This window comes from Clostridia bacterium, assembly GCA_036654455.1.
Classification (GTDB): domain Bacteria; phylum Bacillota; class Clostridia; order Christensenellales; family CAG-314; genus JAVVRZ01.
The window spans coordinates 82,070-102,194 of the sequence record JAVVRZ010000002.1; the positions used below are offsets into that span (position 1 = coordinate 82,070).

Genomic DNA, 20,125 nt, shown 5'->3' on the forward strand with positions numbered 1-20,125 from the left:
CTCCTAATTTTTAAGTAAATATTTATTTTGCATAACTAATTTTATCACTATTCTACCACTTAACACGAAAATATGCAATAATAAATTTTGCATATAACTGACACAGCAAGGTATGCCTATGCATTGTTTGCTACATTTTGCTATATTTTATTATATTTAAAGAGTTTATATATAATTTCTACCGTTATGTCTGTTAAAACTGTCTTTTAGTTTTGTTATAAAAACAAAGTCGTTAAACTAAATTTACCTGTAACGCCGTACTTTTATTTATTATTTTTAGCTACATCTAAGTATAAAATAAAGTAAATAATGCAAACTTATTAAATTTCTATTTCTTCTAGTTTATTTTTGAGCAAAGACTTTTGAACGTATAAAAATAGCCCTAGCGATATAATTGAGGCAATAACCCACCCTATGGGCCACGACCACCAAATGCCGTTTATGCCCAAAGACTTTGCAAATATCGCCGAAAACGCTACTCTAATCACTAAGTCGGTAAGCGTAGAAATCATAAAACAACCCATTTTATTTGCCCCTCTTAGCACTCCGTCGGCAACTAATTTAATTGCAATCACAACATAAAACGGAGAAATAATAAGCAAGAATTGTTTGCCAACTTCAATAGCGGTAACATCGCCGTCAATTATAAACAACCTTACAAGAGTAGCTCCAAATGGAATATAAATTGCTATAAATATCACTGCGCAAATGCAAGAAAGAACTATACCGCTTATAAAGCCTGTCTTTATGCGTTCGGGCTTGTTTGCCCCGAGATTTTGCGATGTGAAATTTGATACGCCACTGCCGATTGCGGTTATTGAAGTAATGGTCATATTGTTCAACTTAACAGCCGCTGCATATCCCCCGATTGCAGACATACCAAAAGCGTTAATAAAACTTTGAATTACAATATTTCCCACAGAAATAAATGATTGTTGTAATATGCTAGGTATTGCAATTTGAGATATTTCTTTTAAAATTTTAAAGTCAAAAAGACAAACTTTTTGAGCGAATATCTTTCTTGTCCTTATAAGCGCATAGACAAGCGCTACCGTTCCGCATACGCCTTGACAAATAAAAGTTGCCCACGCAACTCCGCTAACGCCTAGATGCAAATATTTAACAAACACAATATCCATAATTACGTTAGAAATTGAAGAAATTACAAGCAAAATAAAGGGAGTTTTTGAGTCGCCTAAGGCAGAAAAAATACCGTTAGCTATGTTATAAAGCAAAAGGAACAAATATCCGCCTATATAAATTAGTAAATATTTAGAAGAGTCTACAAAAATATTTTCAGGCGTATTAATAAGACGCAAAAGAGGATTTGCAAACACAAGCCCGAGCGTTGTTAAAACAACGCCTAATATCGAACTAAAAATAACCGCCGTATAAATTGTTGTTTTAGCTTTTGCCAAGTCTTTGCTACCAAAATATTTTGCCACGACAACCGAAGAACCAATGTTACAGCCAAAGGCAAAGGCAATAAAAATTAGCGTTATTTCATAAGAATTGCCAACGGCAGCAAGCGCCGACGTCCCTATATATCTACCGGCGATAAGACTGTCGGCAATGTTATAAAGTTGTTGAAATACAATACTGCCAAAGAGCGGTAATGCGTAACGTATTAATACCGAAAATGGCTTGCCTACTGTTAAATCTTTTTGCATAAGTAATCTTCCTTCTATTTCTCAATTATAGCTTACTTAGTTAATAAAGTATAACATTTCAATAAGCATAAAAATTAAAAAACAAACAAAAGTTTAATTGTTTAAGGTCAAATATATTTAATCAATTAAAAACAAACAAATAGCTTGCATTGACTTAAAAGGCTAAGCTATGCTATAATTAATTTTATAAAAATCAATCGCAAAATAGGTTAAAATGAAAAAAAGATTTAAACGTATGTACATAGAGATTACTAACCAGTGTAATCTAAATTGTCACTTTTGCCCAAAGACAAAGCGGAAAAAAGAATTTATGAGCGTCGAAAACTTTGAAAAAACGCTTAAAAAGGTCGACGGTTACACCGATTACATCTATCTTCACGTAATGGGCGAACCTCTCTTGCACCCAAAACTAGAAGAAATATTGTCGATTGCGACTAGCTATGACAAAAAAATTAACATTACCACAAACGGAACGTTACTCGAACAAAACCTAAATATATTAAAAAATTGCAAAAATTTAAGAAAGATTAGCCTTTCTTTGCATAGTTACGAATCAAATAATCAAGGCGGACTTGAAGAATATCTTGAAAAATGCCTAAACGCTTGCAAAATACTATCTCTAAACACAATTTGCGATTTAAGGCTATGGAACCTTGACGGAAACGAACTTGATATACCTACTAAAAACAATTTAAACGATAGGATATTAGACTATATTAAAAAGGCGTACAATATTTCCCAACTTAACATAGTCAATAACACTGTAAAACTTGAAGAAAATACTTACATTGGCTTTGCAGAAAAGTTTGACTGGCCCGACACAACAAATAGCCACGCAAACGCAAACGGCTATTGCCACGCAATTATCGAACAACTTGCCATACTTGTTGACGGGACTGTTACGCCTTGTTGTCTTGATAACGAAGGGATAATTAATCTTGGTAATATTTACTCTAACGACCTTGAAACTATTCTTGACACAAAAAGAGTTAAAGATATGGTAAAAGGTTTTCAAAACAGAACGCACGTTGAAGAACTCTGTAAACATTGTCAATTTTCTCAAAAATTTTAACCTTATGACAAATTAGCAAACTTTAAAAATTCGTTATTGACTTAACTATGTTAAGTTGATATAATTAAAGCTGTACAAAATATTTACAAAAAATAAAATTTCTACAAAAAGGAGAACATAATGGAAAATTTTACCCAAATTAAGTATGTTAGATACACTATCGAGCAAGCTAAAACTGCCTACCTAGAAGTTTATAACTTGCTGGAAAACGCCAAAACCGTCAACGATTGTATTAACGCAAGAGAAAAACACATTCAAATTATTAAAAATTTCAACACGCCAAATCAAATAGCCGAAGTGCGGTATTCCCTTAACACAAGGGACGAGTTTTATGCAAACGAAGTAGATTACTACAATCAAACAAGCCCTATGTTTAGCGAACTTATGCTTAAATATACCGAGTTGATGTTAAACACCCCTTTCCGCAAGCAACTTGAAAAACAACTTAATCCACAAGTTTACAAGATGTATGTGTGCCAAAGCAAAGCTTACTCGCCCATTATTCTTAAAGAAAAACAAGAAGAAAATACGCTGACTACAAAATATTCAACCTTGCTTTCGCAAATTCTTGTAGATTACAACGGCGAGAAAATACCATTTAGCATTATTCGTGGTAAATTAGAAGATAGCGATAGACAGGTGCGTAAAGATGTTTGTTGCGCTATCGGCGTAGCTTTACAATCTCATCAAGCCGAACTTGACGGAATATTTGACCAACTTGTTAAGGTAAGAGACGCTATGGCAAAGAAAATGGGTTACGCTAACTTTGTCGAACTAGGTTATTACCGTATGCAAAGAATTGACTACGACCAACAAATGATATCTACATTTAGACAAAACGTATATCAATCAATAGTGCCGGTTGTAACCAAACTTAAAGAAGAAATAGCCGGCAAAATTGGCATTGCCCAAACTATGTTTTACGACGACGGCGTATACCTTTCAAATGGTAACCCTAAACCAATATTAAATAAAGACCAAATTTTTGTTCAAGCTAGCAAAATGTATAACGATATTAGCCAAAAAACCGGCGAGTTCTTTGACGAAATGGTTAAAAGCGAGGCCTTTGACGTAGTGGCTAGGGACGGCAAAATGGGAGGAGGATACTGTACTGATATAGCGGACTATGCTCAACCATTTATATTTGCAAACTTTAACGGTAGCTCTGCCGATATTGAAGTAATGACGCACGAATTTGGTCACGCTTACGCCTATGGCGCTATGTTTGAAAAGGGCGACTACGAAATAAATATAGGCGGTTACGAAACAGCCGAATGTCACTCAATGAGTATGGAGTTCTTTTGCGGTAAATATATGCAAAAGTTTTTTGGAGAAGACACCAAAAAATATCTCTACAAACATATTTGCGCAGCGCTTTCGTTTATTCCCTATGGCGTTATGGTCGACGAATTCCAACATATAGTTTACCAACAACCCACTCTAACCCCCGACCAAAGATGCGAGAAATGGAAAGAACTCGAACACAAATACAAACCTTATATGTCTTGCGAAAATATACCTTACCTAGAAAGAGGCGCAAGATGGCAATATCAAGCGCATATTTATGAAAACCCCTTCTACTACATCGACTATTGTCTAGCTCAAACGGTTGCGTTTGGTTTCCTTGTAGCTATGCAAAGCAATTATAAAAAAGCGTTTGACAAATATATTGAACTTGTTTATGCCGGTGGTAACAAAGGTTTTGATAAACTAATTAAAGATTCGGGCGTTGCTTACCCCTTTGCAAATGGCACGCTTGATAACGTTGCAAATGAAGTATTAAAAATACTTAGCAAACTTAGCTAAAACTACCACAACAAAACCGGATAATTTTACTCAATGCTAATTTACCAAAATTTATAATATTTTATTTTTAAGCTAAGACTACTTTTTAAAAATATCAATATGGTTTAAAACGCTAATACTTCGTTTAGGGTAAGCCAAAACAATCTAATATTAATCTATCAATAACAAAAGAATATCCCGAAATTCGGGATATTCTTTTTCGTTTGGTATTTAAATTTTATAAATAATTTTTATTTAAATAGAGGGTCGTCCGGTATAGAAGACATCGGGTTAGAAATTTTATAAATCAACGAATTTATAAAGCCCGGCATAGAGCGAGTCGACCAACTATTGTCGCCAAAAATTCTAGTAAGATTAGTCTTGGTTTGAGAGTCAAAGTTAAGGACATTCATATCTATTAAGGTTTGAATCTTAGCTTTTTGCACCCAGGTTGTCAATTTGCCAGATATTGTATTAGCCTCGGCAATTTTAGTGTCCGCCATAACCTTAGTTAAGCCGTCGCAGTCGGCAAACGCATACTCTGCTCCGCTTTGTTCGGCTTGATACCATTTTTCGCCTGATTTCATAATAATATTACCTATTGAGTCTTTTTTGACCATAGCGTTAACGGTTACGGTGTAGTTAGCAATATTAGTTACTTCCTTTGCCCAAACGTGAGCGCAACCAACAATAGAATGAAGGTGACCCGGCGTAGGATTTGCGCAAGTCCAAATTAGCGTATAATCGAGTACTTCGCCTAAATATAGTTGGTCTAATCTTGACCCGATATCTCCTACCGTAGCGTTTGCAAGAAGTTTAAGCATAGGTGTGCCTGTGCAATCGATTAAGTCGGCAAGTTTAAGCCCGTTGACTTTGTTTTTAATTGTGACTGCGTCCATAGTTCCTATTGTAAGACCTGCAAGTGCGCCGTCAATACCGCTCGCTAATACATCGTTGCTTGCGTTGTTGTCGTCAGTATATGTTTTGTACCAAACTCCGTTTGCCTTTGTAAGCCCTAACACTACACCAACTTCAATTTTGTCAATAGCGCCGTTTTTAATATCATTTATAGATTTATCGGCAAGCGCGCCAAGCACGCCCTTAGTTGAAGAAGTAATATCTAGTAGCTCGCCTAATTTAATGTAGTTAACTTTTGAGTCAACAATAGAGCTGTTGCCAAACTCTTTAATGGTTAAATCTGCAAGAGCGGAATAAATTCCCTTTGCCTTGACGTTTATAGTAGCGTCGGTATAACTTTCGTACCATATTCCGCCTACTTCGATAAGACCTAGCACAACGCCAACTTTTACATTATCAACCGCAGTGCCATTTTTAAGTTCGGCTACCGTCTTATTTGCAAGCGAACCCATAATGCCCGTTTCTTTGCCTGTTAGGTTGAGTAATTCGCCTAACTTGATACCGTTAATCGCTCTGTCCATTACGGTGTTGCCATTTGCGTCCTTAGTAGTGTCGCCAAGCTCCTTAACGGTTAGGCTTGCAAGCGCAGAATAAATTCCCTTTGCCTTAACGTTTGTAGTAGCGTCGGTATAACTTTCATACCAAATTCCGCCTACTTCGGTAAGACCTAGAACAACGCCAACTTTTACAGTGTCGATTGCAGTGCCATTTTTAAGTTCGGCTACTGTCTTATCTTTAAGAGAACCAAGAATACCTTTTTCGCCATCTTTGATATTGAGCAATTCGCCTAACTTAATGCCATTAATCGCTCGGTCGATTGCGGTGTTGCCATCTATGTCCTTAGTAATGTCGCCAAGCTCCTTAACAGTTAAGCTTGCAAGAGCGGAATAGAGTCCTTGCGCCTTAACATTTGTAGTAGCGTCGGTATAACTTTCGTACCATATTCCGCCTACTTCGGTAAGACCTAGAACAACGCCAACTTTTACAGTGTCGATTGCAGTGCCATTTTTAAGTTCGGCTACTGTCTTATCTTTAAGAGAACCAAGAATACCTTTTTCGCCATCTTTGATATTGAGCAATTCGCCTAACTTAATCGTGTCAATCTTTGCGTTAAGTTTGGTTGAGTCTGCCAAATCTTTAATAGTCATATCGGCGAGAGCTTTATTTATACCGCTTGCTAAGACATCGTTGCTTGCGTTGTTGTCATCGGTATATGTTTCGTACCAAACTCCGCCAACGTTGATAAGACCTAGCGTAACGCCGACCTTTAAATTATCTATGGCTGTGCCATTCTTTAAGTCAGCTATTGTTTTGTCGCCGAGTTCTTTCATAATGCCGGTTTCCGTTCCCTTAAACTCTAACAAATCTTTAATTTTTGCCGTATCTAGCTTGTCGTTAAATACTGCGCTATTAGATAATTCGCTAATCTTTAAGTCGGCAAGAGTCTTAAATATGCCTGTCGCTTCCTTATTTAAAGGGTCATTTTCGGCGACAAATGTTTCGTACCATATATTATTATGTTTTACTAGATTAAGTACTTCGCCAAGAAGAATATTATCGATTGCGCCATTTTTAAGGTCATTGACTGTCTTATTCTTTAAAACTGCCATAATACCCGTCGCAGTATCGCTTAGACCAAGTAGAGAACCTAGTTTTACGTCGCCAACAATGCCCATAGCGTCAAATTTACCGCCTGTAATATCTGTTAGCTTGACGTTAGCCATAGAAAGTTCAAGTCCTTCTACCGCTGTGCCGGAATTATCCCAAGCATACTTAGGGGTAATAGTTGGGTCTATATCTGTTTCGGCTTTATTTGTCTGTTCGCCCTTAGTATATTTCATAACTTCGCCAATATATAAGTCACCCAGTAACGAATTAAAGTCTATCGACCCGCCCGAGATAAGTTTGCCTAGTTCGATGTCGGCAAGAGCGGTCATTAAAGCGTCTACTTTAACGCCCTTGTCTTGCCAAACAAGTTCTTCTATTGCTGGGTCGGGGTTAACGTCTACGTGGTCATATTTGAGTAATGCGCCAACATAAAGCCCGTCGAAAAGTCCGCCGAGTTCAAGTTTTGCAACGTTGCCTGTAATTTTAATTAAATCGGCAATCTTCTTATCTTTGACAATATTACCAAAACCCGTATCTTTAAGAAGTTCGTCAAGTTTAAGCTCGCCTAGGCTTTTTAGTCCGCCATTCTCGCTTGCAATTGCCATAAGAATATCTTCTCCGCCTAAGATAACGCCGGCAACCGAACCAATCGAACAGTTAGCAAGTAACCCAAGTACGCCTGCGCTAGTGCCGGGAATAGCCGTATATTCGTAAATTCCACTACCTAGCGGAGTTTCTACTTCGGTAAATTTACTGCCCAAAACAGCGCCGAGTTTAACGTCTTTAAGCAAGCCGACAAGTTGCGTAGTGTCGCCTAAGGCGCCTAATAATTGAGTTAAGCTAATATCTTTAAGCTGTTCGTAACCGCCCTTAGATACTACGCCATCGGCAAATACTAAGCCTACGCCTAAATTAATTGTATTTAAAAAGCCGTTAATATCGCCTTGCAAAATAAACCCGAGTTTAGCGTCTTTAATTTCTTCGTAAAATCCTTGCTTAATAGTGTCAAGCCCTACTAAGCTATTTAAGTCAAAGCCGTACTCGGTATTAAGATATGTAAGCGTACTATTATCGGGATTTTTGCTCATATTGATAATTACATCAATCAAATTCTCGACTTTCATACTTTGGAATTGACCTAATGCGTCGTTTTTGATACCAACCATTTCTAACGTGCCTTCTTTGTAGGCGTAAAAACCTACGCCAAAAATTGCGGCAAAAAGAAATATTATACCAAATAACATACCCAGTATAAAACACAACCCTCTGTTCATAATTGACCTCCCTATATAAATAAATATATATGCAATTTGTTTTTTAAATTATATGCTAATACTCATTAAAAGTCAATAATAAAATAAATTAACCTTAAAAAGGTTAATTTATTATTTAATGCAACTTGCCAAACTTCACTTTAATCTAACTCTAACATACCATTATATAGTTCGTAATACTTGCCTTTTGCCGAAAGTAAAGAATCGTGATTGCCACGCTCGATTATTTCGCCTTTTTCTAGTACTAAAATGGCCTTAGAATTGCGTACGGTAGACAGTCTGTGAGCTATTACGAATACCGTTCTACCTTTCATTAATCCGTCCATACCTTTTTCAATCAATTTTTCAGTGCGGGTATCAATGCTACTTGTAGCTTCGTCAAGTATAAGCACCGGCGGGTCGGCAACGGCAGCACGAGCAATAGCCAGTAATTGCCTCTGCCCCTGCGACAAATTAGCGCCGTCTGCGGTAAGCATTGTTTGGTACTTGTTGGGCAAACACGAGATAAAGAAATCTGCATTTGCAAGTTTTGCCGCATTGATACATTGTTCGTCGGTCGAAGACAAATTGCCATATCTAATATTGTCCATAACCGTACCTGTAAATAGGTGGGTATCTTGTAGCACCATAGCAAGAGAACGCCTTAAATCAGCTTTTTTAATGTTATTAATGTCAATGCCGTCGTAAGTGATATTGCCGTCGTCAACGTCATAAAACCTATTAATTAGGTTGGTTATTGTTGTTTTGCCTGCGCCCGTACTGCCAACAAAAGCAATTTTTTGACCCCGTTTCGCATATAAAGAAATATTTTTTAGCACGACCTTGTCAGACTCGTAACTAAACGTAAGATTTTTAAAGTCAATATCGCCTTGAAGTTTAACGTATGTCGGCTGATTGTCTACTATGTTCTTCCACGCCCATAAGCCGGTATGAATAGAACTCTCGGTTAACTTGCCGTCGACTATTGAAGCGTTAACTAAGGTTACTTGACCGTCGTCTATTTCGCTAGGTTGGTCAAGCATAATAAATACCCTTTCCGCTCCTGCAAGAGCATTAAAAATAGAATTAAATTGTTGCGACAAGTTAGTAATGGGCATAGAAAATCTACGGCTATAATCTAAAAAAGTCACAAGACTACCCACCGAAACGGCAATGCTCAACCCTGCCAAAGTAAAGACTCCGTTTGCCGAATAAAAAATCATTAACGCCCCGACGACTACGATAATTGCGTAAAATATATGCGCAGTGTTACCCATAATAGGCATAAGAATATTTGCGTAAGTATTTGCCCGAGTTGAGCTTGCGCACAATTTTAGATTAAATTCGTCAAAGTCTTGCTTTGCCTTTTGCTCGTGATTAAATACCTTAATTACTTTTTGCCCCTCGATGGCTTCTTCGATGTTACCGTTAATTTCACCCATAGAGCGTTGTTGAGCGACATAATTATTTTTACTGCGTTTACCGATACCGCCGATAATAAATACGTTGACTATAACTTGAACAATACAAATTATAATCAAGAACCAATTAAGCAATATCATAGCTACTAAAAAACCGATAATCGTAGTTAGCGACTGTATCAACTGAGGAATACTGCGGGCTAACATTTCACGCATAGTATCAATATCGTTTGAATAAAGCGACATTATTTCTCCGTGAGTGCGTTTGTCAAAATAGCTAATAGGCAAAGTTTGCATTTTGTCAAAAGCCGAAAGTCTAATATTATAAAGAACACCGCTACTAACGTCTACCATTATTCGTTGATACGCCATTAGCGAGCTTGCGCCAACAAAATAAATCAATCCCATAATAAGTAGATATTGTTTAAGCAGTCCTAAGTCGCCTTTAATAATAGCGTTGTCAATAATAGGTTTGAGCAAGTAGCTACCGGCTATATTAGAAATGGCGGCAAGCATAACAAACACAGTTACAAGTATCATTTGAAAAGTATAAGGTTTGAGGTAATAAAATAGACGGGCTAGCGTTTGCTTAGTGTTTTTGGGTTTGCCGGGCTTTCTTACGCCCATTTGAGCCCGTCCGTTAACTCCGTTGCTAAACATCGATTTCATTTTGCCCCTCCTTCTTGCGAATAGTAAACTTCTTGGTAAATTTTGCAATCATTAAGTAATTGTTCGTGCGAACCTACCGAAACAATTTGCCCCTTGTCAAGTACGACAATTTTGTCGCAAGCGATTACCGAGTCTACACGTTGAGCGATAATAATCTTTGTAACGTTAGGAATATTTTTAAGTTCTTGTCTAATCTTAGTGTCGGTATTTGTGTCTACTGCGCTAGTAGAGTCGTCAAGAATTAGTATCTTAGGCTTTTTAAGTAACGCCCTAGCTATACACAAACGCTGTTTCTGTCCGCCTGAAATATTTACTCCGCCTTGACCTAGCAAAGCGTCGTAGCCATTGGGAAATGACATTATAAATTGATGCGCTTGACAAGCCTTGCAAGCGTCGATAATTTCTTGCTCGGTTGCGTTAGCGTCGCCCCACCTTAAATTATCGGCGATTGTACCCGAAAAGAGAATGTTCTTCTGTAATACCATCGCTACGTTAGAGCGCAGTTCTTGCATAGAATATTCTTTAACGTTGATGCCGTCTACGAACACATCTCCCTTGTCTACGTCGTAAAGACGAGGTATAAGTTGCACAAGACTACTCTTGCCCGAACCTGTTCCGCCAATTATACCTACGGTTTCGCCCGAATTGATGTTGAGATTAATATTTTTAAGCACTGCGTCGTCGATATTGTTATCGTAAGAAAAGTCAACGTCACAAAAACTAATCGAACCGCTGTTTATTTGTCTATTATTTGTTCCGTCTTTCATATCTTCGTTAGTTTGAAGAACTTCGCAAATACGAAATATTGACGCTCGACTTGTAACGTAGGTGACCGCTACGTTAGAAAGCATCATAAGGCTGTTGAGAATTTGAACTGCATAAGTAATCATTGCCGAAAGGTTGCCTATTTCTAGCGTGCCTTCGATAGCAAACGTTCCGCCTATACCGGTAATGGCAAGTTTGCAACCATACATTACCAACTGCATTAAGGGCATTTGTAGCACAAATATGCGTTCGGCGGCTATTTGCCATTTAAGTAAAGCGCCTGCGCCCTTGCGAAATTTCTCCTTCTCGTAATCTTCTCTTACAAAAGACTTAACAACTCTAATATTAATTAAATTCTCTTGAACGTCTTGGTTCATTTCGTCGTAGCCTTTGAGCAACTTCTTAAATTTAGGAAAAGCAAGCGCAAGCGATACCGTAACCGTAGCTACAAGCAGTGGCACTGCAACCACAAATATTAACGCCATACGAGAGTCAATGTTAAACGCCATAACTATTGATAACGCAAACATAAGCGGCGCTCGAACCATAATGCGTATTAACTGCATAAAGCAAACTTGAACGTTGTTAACGTCGGTAGTACACCGAGTAACTAGCGAAGCCGTCGAAAAAGTGTCGACATTTTTAAAAGTAAAACCTTGAATCTTATAGAATAAACTGCGTCTTACATTTGAACTAAATCCTACGCTAGCCTTACTTGCGACATACGCCGAAGCCATACCGCAAAGCAAGGACGCAAGCGCCATAGCTATCATAATTAATCCGCTTTGCAATATAAACTCGATTTGAGGTTTAGCGGTTTGAATATAATTTACAATAACCGCCATTTTTGCAGGTATCAACACTTCAAAAATTACTTCGCCTATCATAAATAACGGACTAAGAATGGTTGGAAGAACATATCCCTTAACATTTCCAAACAGACTAACTAAACCCTTCTTTTTCATCTATTTTATCGTACCTTCTTAAATATATTTAATAGTTAATGTAAAAATAAAAATTAACACAACAAGGTAATTATAAACTTACTTACTTGTTGTGTCAATGTCAGTGTGAAATATGGTTATTAAACATAACCTAATTTAAGCCTTCTTTTCTGCAAATACAACGTTGCCTTGACCTAAAATATTAGTTAATTCGTATTCTATGCCCTTGCATTGCCTTACGGTTGAAGGCATAGAGTATTTCTTCTCGCCGATTACTAAAATAACTGGAAAATCGCCCTCGTAATTTTGTAAGATAGAAGAAATTTGTTCATAAACGCCGTTGTCTTTTTTAAGCATTCTTAGATATAGAGCAGTTGACACCTTCTTTTCCTCTTTGTCTTGCCAAGGTATAATCTTATCTACAAATACTTTGGGAACGTCTTCGCTCTTTACCGAAAGAGTGCCTATTACGGTAACCATAGTATCTTCTACGATATATTTTTTGTTACGCTCGTAACTGTTAGCAAACATCATTAAGCTAATAGTACCAGTCATATCTTCTAATTTTGCAGTGCAGAGTAATTTATTAGTGCGTTTGGTGTAAGTTTTAGATATGTCGCTGAGATTGCCGCCTAAGGTCACCTTTTTGCCGTCATATTCTTGTTCGAGCGTAGTTTCGCCGTCTTCGGCTTGCTCGGTGGCAAAAAGCATACTGCTGTTAAAATCGTATTCTTTAAGGCGTTGAGCGTATTCGGAAAGAGGATTGCCCGAAACACACATACCCAAAACTTCTTTTTCAAGCGACAGCTTATATTTAAGTCCGTATTCTTTAATCGTACCAAATTCGACGTCGCTAAAAGCCGAGTCTTGTCCTAACATATCAAACATTGAAAATTGCCCTATCTCACGCTTCTTCTTATCGTTAGAAATACGCTCCATTATCGGCTCGTAAGTCGCCATCATCTCGGCTCGGGAAACATTAAAACAGTCGAAAGCTCCGCCTTTAATTAAATTCTCAACTAAGCGCTTGTTTAATGCCTTGCTGTCTACCCTTGTTAAAAAATCTTTCAAGCTGGTAAACTCGCCCGAAATATTGCGCTCTTCTATTATACGCTCGATTGCAATTCGACCTATGCTCTTAATGCCAAGTAGCCCAAAGCGAATATGTCGGCTTTCAACCGAAAAATCTAGACTTGACTTATTGATGTCGGGAACAAGAATTTCTACGCCCTTTTCTATTGCGTAAGCGATATATTTCTTTATTTCGTCAACTTTGCTTGTGCGATTGTTGAGAACGGAACAAATATATTCGACAAAATAATACCTCTTTAAATATGCGGTTTGATAAGCTAAATAAGCGTAACCCGCTGCGTGCGATTTGTTAAAAGCGTATTGCGCAAAGTCAGTCATTTGGTCAAAAATATCGTTGGCTATTTCTTTGCTAACCCCCATATTAACTGCGCCCTTAGTTACTAGCTCGCCTTTTTCATTTTTCTTGCCGTTGACAAAGTACTCTCGTTGATTGCTCATTTCGTCGGCATTTTTTTTGCTCATAGCTCGACGAATAGAGTCGGCTTCGCCATAGGAAAAGCCTGCAAGTTCACGCACAATTTGCATAATTTGCTCTTGGTAGACCATACAACCATAAGTGTTTTTAAGTATATTTTCAAGTAAAGGGTGTTTGTAAACTACCTTGTCTTGATTATGCTTGCCCCAAACGTAGTCGCCAATAAATTGCATAGGTCCGGGACGATAAAGAGAAATTCCTGCTATAATATCTTCAAGACAGTTAGGGCAAAGCTCTTTCATTAGCTTAGTCATACCGCCCGATTCTAGTTGAAATATTGCCTGCGTATCGCCGGAAGAAATAAGTTCGTACACGCCTGCGTCGTCGTAATTTGACTTGCTAAAATCTATGACTTCACCGCTAGTTTCCTTAACCAGTCTAATAGTTTTGTCAATATCGGTTAAGTTGGTAAGCCCTAAAAAGTCTATTTTAAGAAGTCCTAATTCTTCGACTTCCTTCATATTAAATTGCGTGGTAATATCTTCGCCGTTCTTTTGTAATGGAACGTGGTCGCAAATACGCTCTCGGCAAACTACTACGCCTGCGGCGTGCGTGCTACAATGCCTAGGACTGCCTTCTAGCTGTAAAGCAAGATTAATAACCTTCTTCATTTGATAGTCTTGCTCGTAAATCTCTTTAACTTCGGGTATAGATAGGTCGTTGCCGTCTTTATCTTTGCTTAGCCCGATAATTTGAGAAATTGTAGCCTTAGTGCCATCGGGAATAAGTTTGCTTATCTTAGTTACGTCGGCAAAAGGTATTTTTAGCACTCTTGCTACGTCTTTAATTGCGCCTTTGCAAGCCATTGTTCCAAAAGTGATAATTTGAGCTACGTTATCTTTGCCATATTTATTAAATACATAATCGATAGCTTCGCCTCGCCTATCCATACAAAAGTCTATGTCAAAGTCGGGCATTGTCTTTCTTTCCGGGTTTAAAAAGCGTTCAAAAATTAAATTATAGCGAAGCGGTTCAACCTTAGTTATACCTATCGCATAGGCAATTATGCTACCTGCTCCGCTACCACGACCCGGGCCTACGGCTATGCCTTGACGCTCAGAATAGTGTATAAAGTCCCAAACGATTAGATAATACTCGATATATTTCATCTTCTTAACTACGTCAAACTCATAATTTGCTCGGGACAACACTTCTTGACTAAGCGGAGTAGGATATTTTTCATTAAGCCCTTCCATCATTAAGCTATATAAAAAGTCCTCCGGCGAAAGTCCGTTGTCGGGAATATAGTTAGGAATAAGCGTTTCGTCTTTTTGAATAGTTACGTTACACTGTTTGGCAATCTCGATAGTATTTGCAATAGCTTCGGGAGCAAAGGGGAATAAATCAAGCATTTCTTGGTAGGACTTTAAATAAAATTCGCTACCCTCAAATTTAAGTCTATCGGTGTCGTCAATATATTTGCCAGTTTGTACGCAAAGCAAAATGTCGTGCATTTCGGCGTCGGCTCGATTTAAATAGTGAACGTCGTTAGTGGCTACAAGCTTGACGTTACACTTTTTGGCAAGTTCAACTAAACGAGGAATACAATATTTTTCTTCGGCTATGCCGTGATCTTGTATTTCTATGTAATAATCTTCGCCAAACATTTTTTTATATTGTTCTACGGCTTTTTCTGCGTCGGCTTCTCGATTATCCAACAAAAGTTGAGGTATTTGCCCGGCTATGCACGCCGACATACAAATTAGTCCTTCGGTATGCTTTGCAAGAAGGCTTAAATCTATGCGGGGTTTGTAATAAAAGCCTTCGGTAAAAGCAAGGCTGTCTAAGTTCATTAAGTTGCGGTAACCGACATTATTTTTTGCAAGCAAAATTAAGTGGTTAAACTCTCTGTCGACCCTGCCGGAACGACGGTTCATATCGTCGGTGACATAAAATTCGCAACCGATAATTGGCTTTACTACAAATTCTTCCTCGTAACTTGGGGGAATATCAATATATTCTAGCCCTTTGCTTTCGGCTTCTTTACGATTGCTTCGATTGAGTTTTTCACGCTTTTCTTTAAGATTATTGCGACGCTTTTTGTCTGCGCAATAAAAGTGGTAAGCGCCGTACATATTGCCGTGATCGGTAATAGCGACATAATGCATATTCATTTTGACGCACTTTTCAAATAAACTTTCTATATGCGCAGCGCCGTCAAGCAAACTATATTCGGTATGTAGATGTAGATGTGCAAATTCTTCCATTAGTATTCCTCTTTGGCTAAATCAAGCAATTTATTCATTCTGTGAACCGCTCCGCTCTTAGTAATATTAAGTAGCGTTGCAAGTTCGGCGATAGTTGCGTAGGGGTGTTCTATTCTTGCTTCGGCAAATTGTTTTAGTTTGTCGTCAAGCAAATTCATTTTACCTTGCGCTATCAATAAGTGGATAGCTTGCATTTGTTTGTTTGCCGACTCGGTGCTTTTATCAATATTTGCAATCGTGCAGTTAGCTTGTCTATTAGCCTTATTTCTCATAGAACGGTTAATTTTTAAGTCCTCTACCTTAAACATACTTTGACTAGCGTTAAATAGTTTAAGACAATCGCTAATTGCGTCGCTTTCTTTAATATATACTATATAGCTATCCTTCTTTTCTAAACTCTTAGAATTTATACCAAAGGAAGATAGAATTTCTTGCAACATAACCGAACTTTCAAGAGTGTTGAGCGAAAACTCTAAATGATATCCTGTTTTTCCCTCGCCAGTATCGCTACTTTCGGGCAAACTTAAACTACCGCCTACCAAAAAACAAGCTTTAACAAATGTTTTTTTGCAACAATCGTCTTCGCACATATATTTTTCTACGCTTTTTGCAATTTGAGTTAAGCCGTCTTGGTCGTAATACAAGACCTTACAGTCGTTAAGCAGTTGGGAATTTATTAACGTTATGACATATTTTACCCGTGTTTTGCTAAGTTGTTCTACCACAATGTCGCTTTGTTGGTTGTACAGTTTGAGCGTAAGAGAACAAATATATTTTATGTAATCTAAATTTGCCGAAGTTATACAAAAACCCAGCCCTTGTTGATTAATGACTATTTCACTATTTAATATTGAGGTAGCCAAAAAAACCTGCATACAACAGGGAGAAATTTTCTGTTGTTGCAGTTTTTCTAGTGTTTCATCTTTAACTATTTGCGAGAACGTTTTCATTTCTATCCTTACAAAATATAATTATTAGCAAAATAAGGCTTATAACATAATGTTAAGTTTGCCTTTAATTTATTAGCAACTTAATATTTTATAATCTTTAAATTGGTTAGATATTAGTAATTTATTTTAGTTGGTAATTAGATGCCCTTAATTAGTTAGTTAATTAGCAAATTTATTCTATTAGTTATATCTATAAATTAACTATCTTTTAATAAACGACACTTCTTTGTCCCAGTTTACAATCTTATCTTTGTTGAGTTTAAGCCTATCCACAACGCCAAGCGGAACGGTAAAATCGCCCACCCTATCACACCTATGAGCGTCCGAATTGACAATAAAGTTTGTGCCTAAATCTTGTAACTGCAAGACTTGTTGGTCGCTCATACTTACTTTCTTGCCGTTAAGCTCCATCAACACGCCATAATCAAGAGCAGCCTTGCCGACTTCTACTATATCCATAGGCAGAGCGTAACAAGGGTGCGAAATAATATTTACCCTACCGTGCTTGATAGCGTTAATAAAAGTCGAGGTATATAGTTTAATTTCACTTTTGCTAAAATAATGTAGTTCGCAAAAAAAACCGGGAAGGTTGTACCTAAACATATCTATAAAATCTTTTGCCCAAACACCCTTGTGAAAGCCTGCGATAATATAATCAAAGTTATCGTAGTCTTCGGGGCGTAAATCTATCGAACCGCTTGAAGAATAAATATTAGTTTCAATACCGTAGTATAATTTAATCTGCGGGTATTTTATTTTAAGTTCTTCTAATTTTTGCCGAGCTAGTGGTATTTCTTTTCGAGTTAACCCAAATGCAACGTGTCTTAGCCCGTGGTCGGTAATGCCAAATTGTTTTAAGCCTTTGTCAACCGCAGCGCTAACCATATCTTCCATTTTGTTTTTTCCGTCGCTAAACTTAGTATGAGCGTGAAAATCTCCAAAAATCATTTGTTATCTCCTAAACTGTTTACTTGGTAATACTTCTTTTATTGTAACACATTTTAGGGAAATTTTTTCATACTTTAACAAAAAATAATAATACTTTTTTCATTTTTATAAAAATTTGTCGTTATTATTATTTTACTTTATAAAAACAACTTCTTTAACAAGTTTAACTTGATATTTAGTAAAAATATTATTTTGAATTATTTCTATCAATTTAACTACGTCTTGACTTGTGGCGTGTCCGCAATTTACAATAAATCCCGAATGAATTGGGCTAATTTGAGCGTCGCCGACTTTAATGCCTTTAAGCCCGGCAAGCTCGATTAATTTTGCCGGAATTATCTCGCCTTGTCGCAAAAAAATACTGCCCGAACTTGGATAATTTAACGGTTGAGTCGCTAATTTTTGTCTTTTTAATTGCGTTATCTTTTCTTCTATGGCATTTCTATCGCCTTTTTTTAATTTAAATTTAACTTTTAGCGCTATTTTATCGCTGTCTTTAATCAATGAAGTTCGGTAATTAAACTTCAATTCGCTTGCCGAATACCACCTTGTGACATATCCGTCGGTTAGTAATGCCGAACTAACTATATCGCAAATCTCTTGCCCAAAGCAACCGCAATTACTTGTAACGCCACCGCCGACCGAGCCGGGCAAAGTCGCTAAAAATTCCGCTCCGCTAAGTTGCCGTTTGAGGCAGAGCTGAGCTACTTGGGCAAGCGGAGCGCCTGCGCACGCAACCACGCTGTCGCCATAACTAGCTATGCTAGAAAAATTATTTGCAAGCAAAACAATTACGCCGTCGTAGTCCCCGCAGGCTATACAGTTGCTACCTCGTCCTAAAACAAAGTACTTAGTTTTGCTTTCTTTAAGAATATTAATAAGTTGTATTATTTGTCTTACTAAATAAGGTTCGACAACCAATAAAGCTTTTCCGCCTACTTTCATTGTCGTAAGGCTAGAAAAGTCAACGTCGTGTCTTATTACTAAATTCTCAATTTGTTGGTAAGCTGTAATCATATTCCCCCAAACACTCTTTGCAATTATTTAAAGTAAGTAAATATAAATTTTATAAATAGTTAGCATTATTGTATATTTTCTAAATAATAACTGACATTTCTATCGGCATTTAAAAACATTTAAGCAAATATTTCTTTATATCGACGCTATCGTCATATAAGCCCAGCAAGCTTTCTTGCCTTAATTTATCTATAATCGCTATGTCGCAAAAGGCATTAATAACATAGGGGCAAACAAGCGCTCGCTCGCAAGCTGATAGATGTCCCTCTTGATAAATTGTTATGTCAAGAGGCGACAGCACGCCATAATTTGCCAACCTTTTTTGCGTTTCTTGGCAGGTAACTAGCTCGATTAAATTTGTGCATTGCCTAACTTTTGTTGTGAAAGAACTTATTGCAAAACACATAATAAGGTCGGTAAATTCGCCTAGTGGTTCGACTAAAATTTCGCCTATTCGGTTACTTCTAATTCTTCCTTCTATGCGAGAAATATCACGTTGCGTAGCTAGTAAAACGTTACACTCGCCGTTTATGAACCCGCTAAACGCCTTGTATTGACTCTCTTTTGGGCAAAAGGTATTAGGCATACTTTTGTCCGGTCGTGAAGACGTGGCAAGGTAGAGGGCTGTAAGAGGGCTAGAAAACTCGCTGTAACCACTGCAAAATGCGTTGACAGCTAGGACGTTTTTACCGACTTTTCTATCGCTAGAAAGCGTAAAAATTCTATCTTTAAGCGTAGTAAAATTAGATGTTTGGTCGCAAAAAGACTTGGTCGCAATTAGGCTATAACAACCTATTAAATACGGCACGGCAAACATCTTGCCACTGACTTCGCCTACGCTTTGAAAGCAATCCTTGGCAAATACTGCGCCTTCGTAGGCTTGTAAATAGGGCAAAAATTTAGCGCCCGAACCAGCCGAAAATGATAATATGTCAAAACGTTCACCTTTGCTAAGTTTATCTAACGCTTGATTATATGTCAATATGTCAATATGAACATAAGAACCTAAGTAAATATGTTCATATTTACTTACAAGATTTTTAAGAATATTTCCGCAACTGACGTTACCGCCCTCAAAACTGTCTATGTGCCAAACCGTAATAATGCTGTCATATTTTTTGCCGTCTATTCCCGACTCGTTTTGAAATGGCAAATACGCCACGCCTAAAAGCAAAGTAAACACAAAAATTAAAAGGATAATAATTGAAATAATTTCTTTTTTCATACCCCTATCTTATGAAAGAAAACCGCAATTTACCACGCTAAAAACCAAAAATAAAGTTTAAAAAACTTGTCGAAAATAATAAGACAAAAATATATATAGTTAAACA

At 37.4% G+C, this 20,125-nt stretch carries 11 protein-coding genes; 2 read left to right on the forward strand and 9 right to left on the reverse strand.

The window, feature by feature from the left end; all coding sequences use genetic code 11:
* Positions 1 to 320 precede the first annotated feature (320 nt).
* Positions 321 to 1,670 (reverse strand): MATE family efflux transporter, encoded by a 1,350-nt coding sequence (locus RR062_02540; GenBank protein ID MEG2026589.1) that lies wholly within the window; start codon positions 1,668 to 1,670, stop codon positions 321 to 323.
* Positions 1,671 to 1,884: 214 nt separating this feature from the next.
* On the opposite strand from RR062_02540, the gene RR062_02545 reads away from it, so the two are divergent.
* Complete coding sequence (locus tag RR062_02545) at positions 1,885 to 2,742, forward strand: radical SAM protein (GenBank protein ID MEG2026590.1); 858 nt, start codon at positions 1,885 to 1,887, stop codon at positions 2,740 to 2,742.
* Positions 2,743 to 2,862: 120 nt separating this feature from the next.
* Entirely contained in the window at positions 2,863 to 4,548 is a 1,686-nt protein-coding gene (locus tag RR062_02550) for a M3 family oligoendopeptidase (protein ID MEG2026591.1), read from the forward strand.
* A 230-nt stretch (positions 4,549 to 4,778) separates the two neighbouring features.
* Here RR062_02550 and RR062_02555 read toward each other — a convergent pair whose 3' ends face one another.
* The 8 genes from RR062_02555 to RR062_02590 form a co-directional block, all read right to left on the reverse strand.
* Positions 4,779 to 8,327 (reverse strand): hypothetical protein, encoded by a 3,549-nt coding sequence (locus RR062_02555; protein ID MEG2026592.1) that lies wholly within the window; start codon positions 8,325 to 8,327, stop codon positions 4,779 to 4,781.
* A 140-nt stretch (positions 8,328 to 8,467) separates the two neighbouring features.
* On the reverse strand, positions 8,468 to 10,387 hold the full coding sequence (locus RR062_02560) for an ABC transporter ATP-binding protein (protein MEG2026593.1): 1,920 nt from the start codon (positions 10,385 to 10,387) through the stop codon (positions 8,468 to 8,470).
* 5 nt (positions 10,388 to 10,392) lie between these two features.
* Entirely contained in the window at positions 10,393 to 12,126 is a 1,734-nt protein-coding gene (locus tag RR062_02565; protein MEG2026594.1) for an ABC transporter ATP-binding protein, read from the reverse strand.
* 135 nt (positions 12,127 to 12,261) lie between these two features.
* Positions 12,262 to 15,879 carry a DNA polymerase III subunit alpha gene (locus tag RR062_02570; GenBank protein MEG2026595.1) on the reverse strand — a complete coding sequence of 1,206 codons (3,618 nt, stop codon included), beginning with the start codon at positions 15,877 to 15,879 and terminating at the stop codon, positions 12,262 to 12,264.
* Positions 15,879 to 16,829, reverse strand: a complete 951-nt coding sequence (whiA, locus tag RR062_02575) for a DNA-binding protein WhiA (protein MEG2026596.1) — start codon at positions 16,827 to 16,829, stop codon at positions 15,879 to 15,881. The genes RR062_02570 and whiA overlap by 1 nt, the downstream gene beginning before the upstream one ends.
* A gap of 201 nt (positions 16,830 to 17,030) precedes the next feature.
* The gene (locus RR062_02580) at positions 17,031 to 17,777 is read right to left on the reverse strand and encodes a PHP domain-containing protein (GenBank protein ID MEG2026597.1); all 747 of its coding nucleotides are present in this window, start codon (positions 17,775 to 17,777) and stop codon (positions 17,031 to 17,033) included.
* 132 nt (positions 17,778 to 17,909) lie between these two features.
* Positions 17,910 to 18,794: a UDP-N-acetylmuramate dehydrogenase gene (gene murB, locus RR062_02585; protein MEG2026598.1), complete on the reverse strand. Its 885-nt coding sequence runs from the start codon at positions 18,792 to 18,794 to the stop codon at positions 17,910 to 17,912.
* Positions 18,795 to 18,903: 109 nt separating this feature from the next.
* Entirely contained in the window at positions 18,904 to 20,019 is a 1,116-nt protein-coding gene (locus RR062_02590; GenBank protein ID MEG2026599.1) for a hypothetical protein, read from the reverse strand.
* Between the last annotated feature and the right edge of the window lie 106 nt (positions 20,020 to 20,125).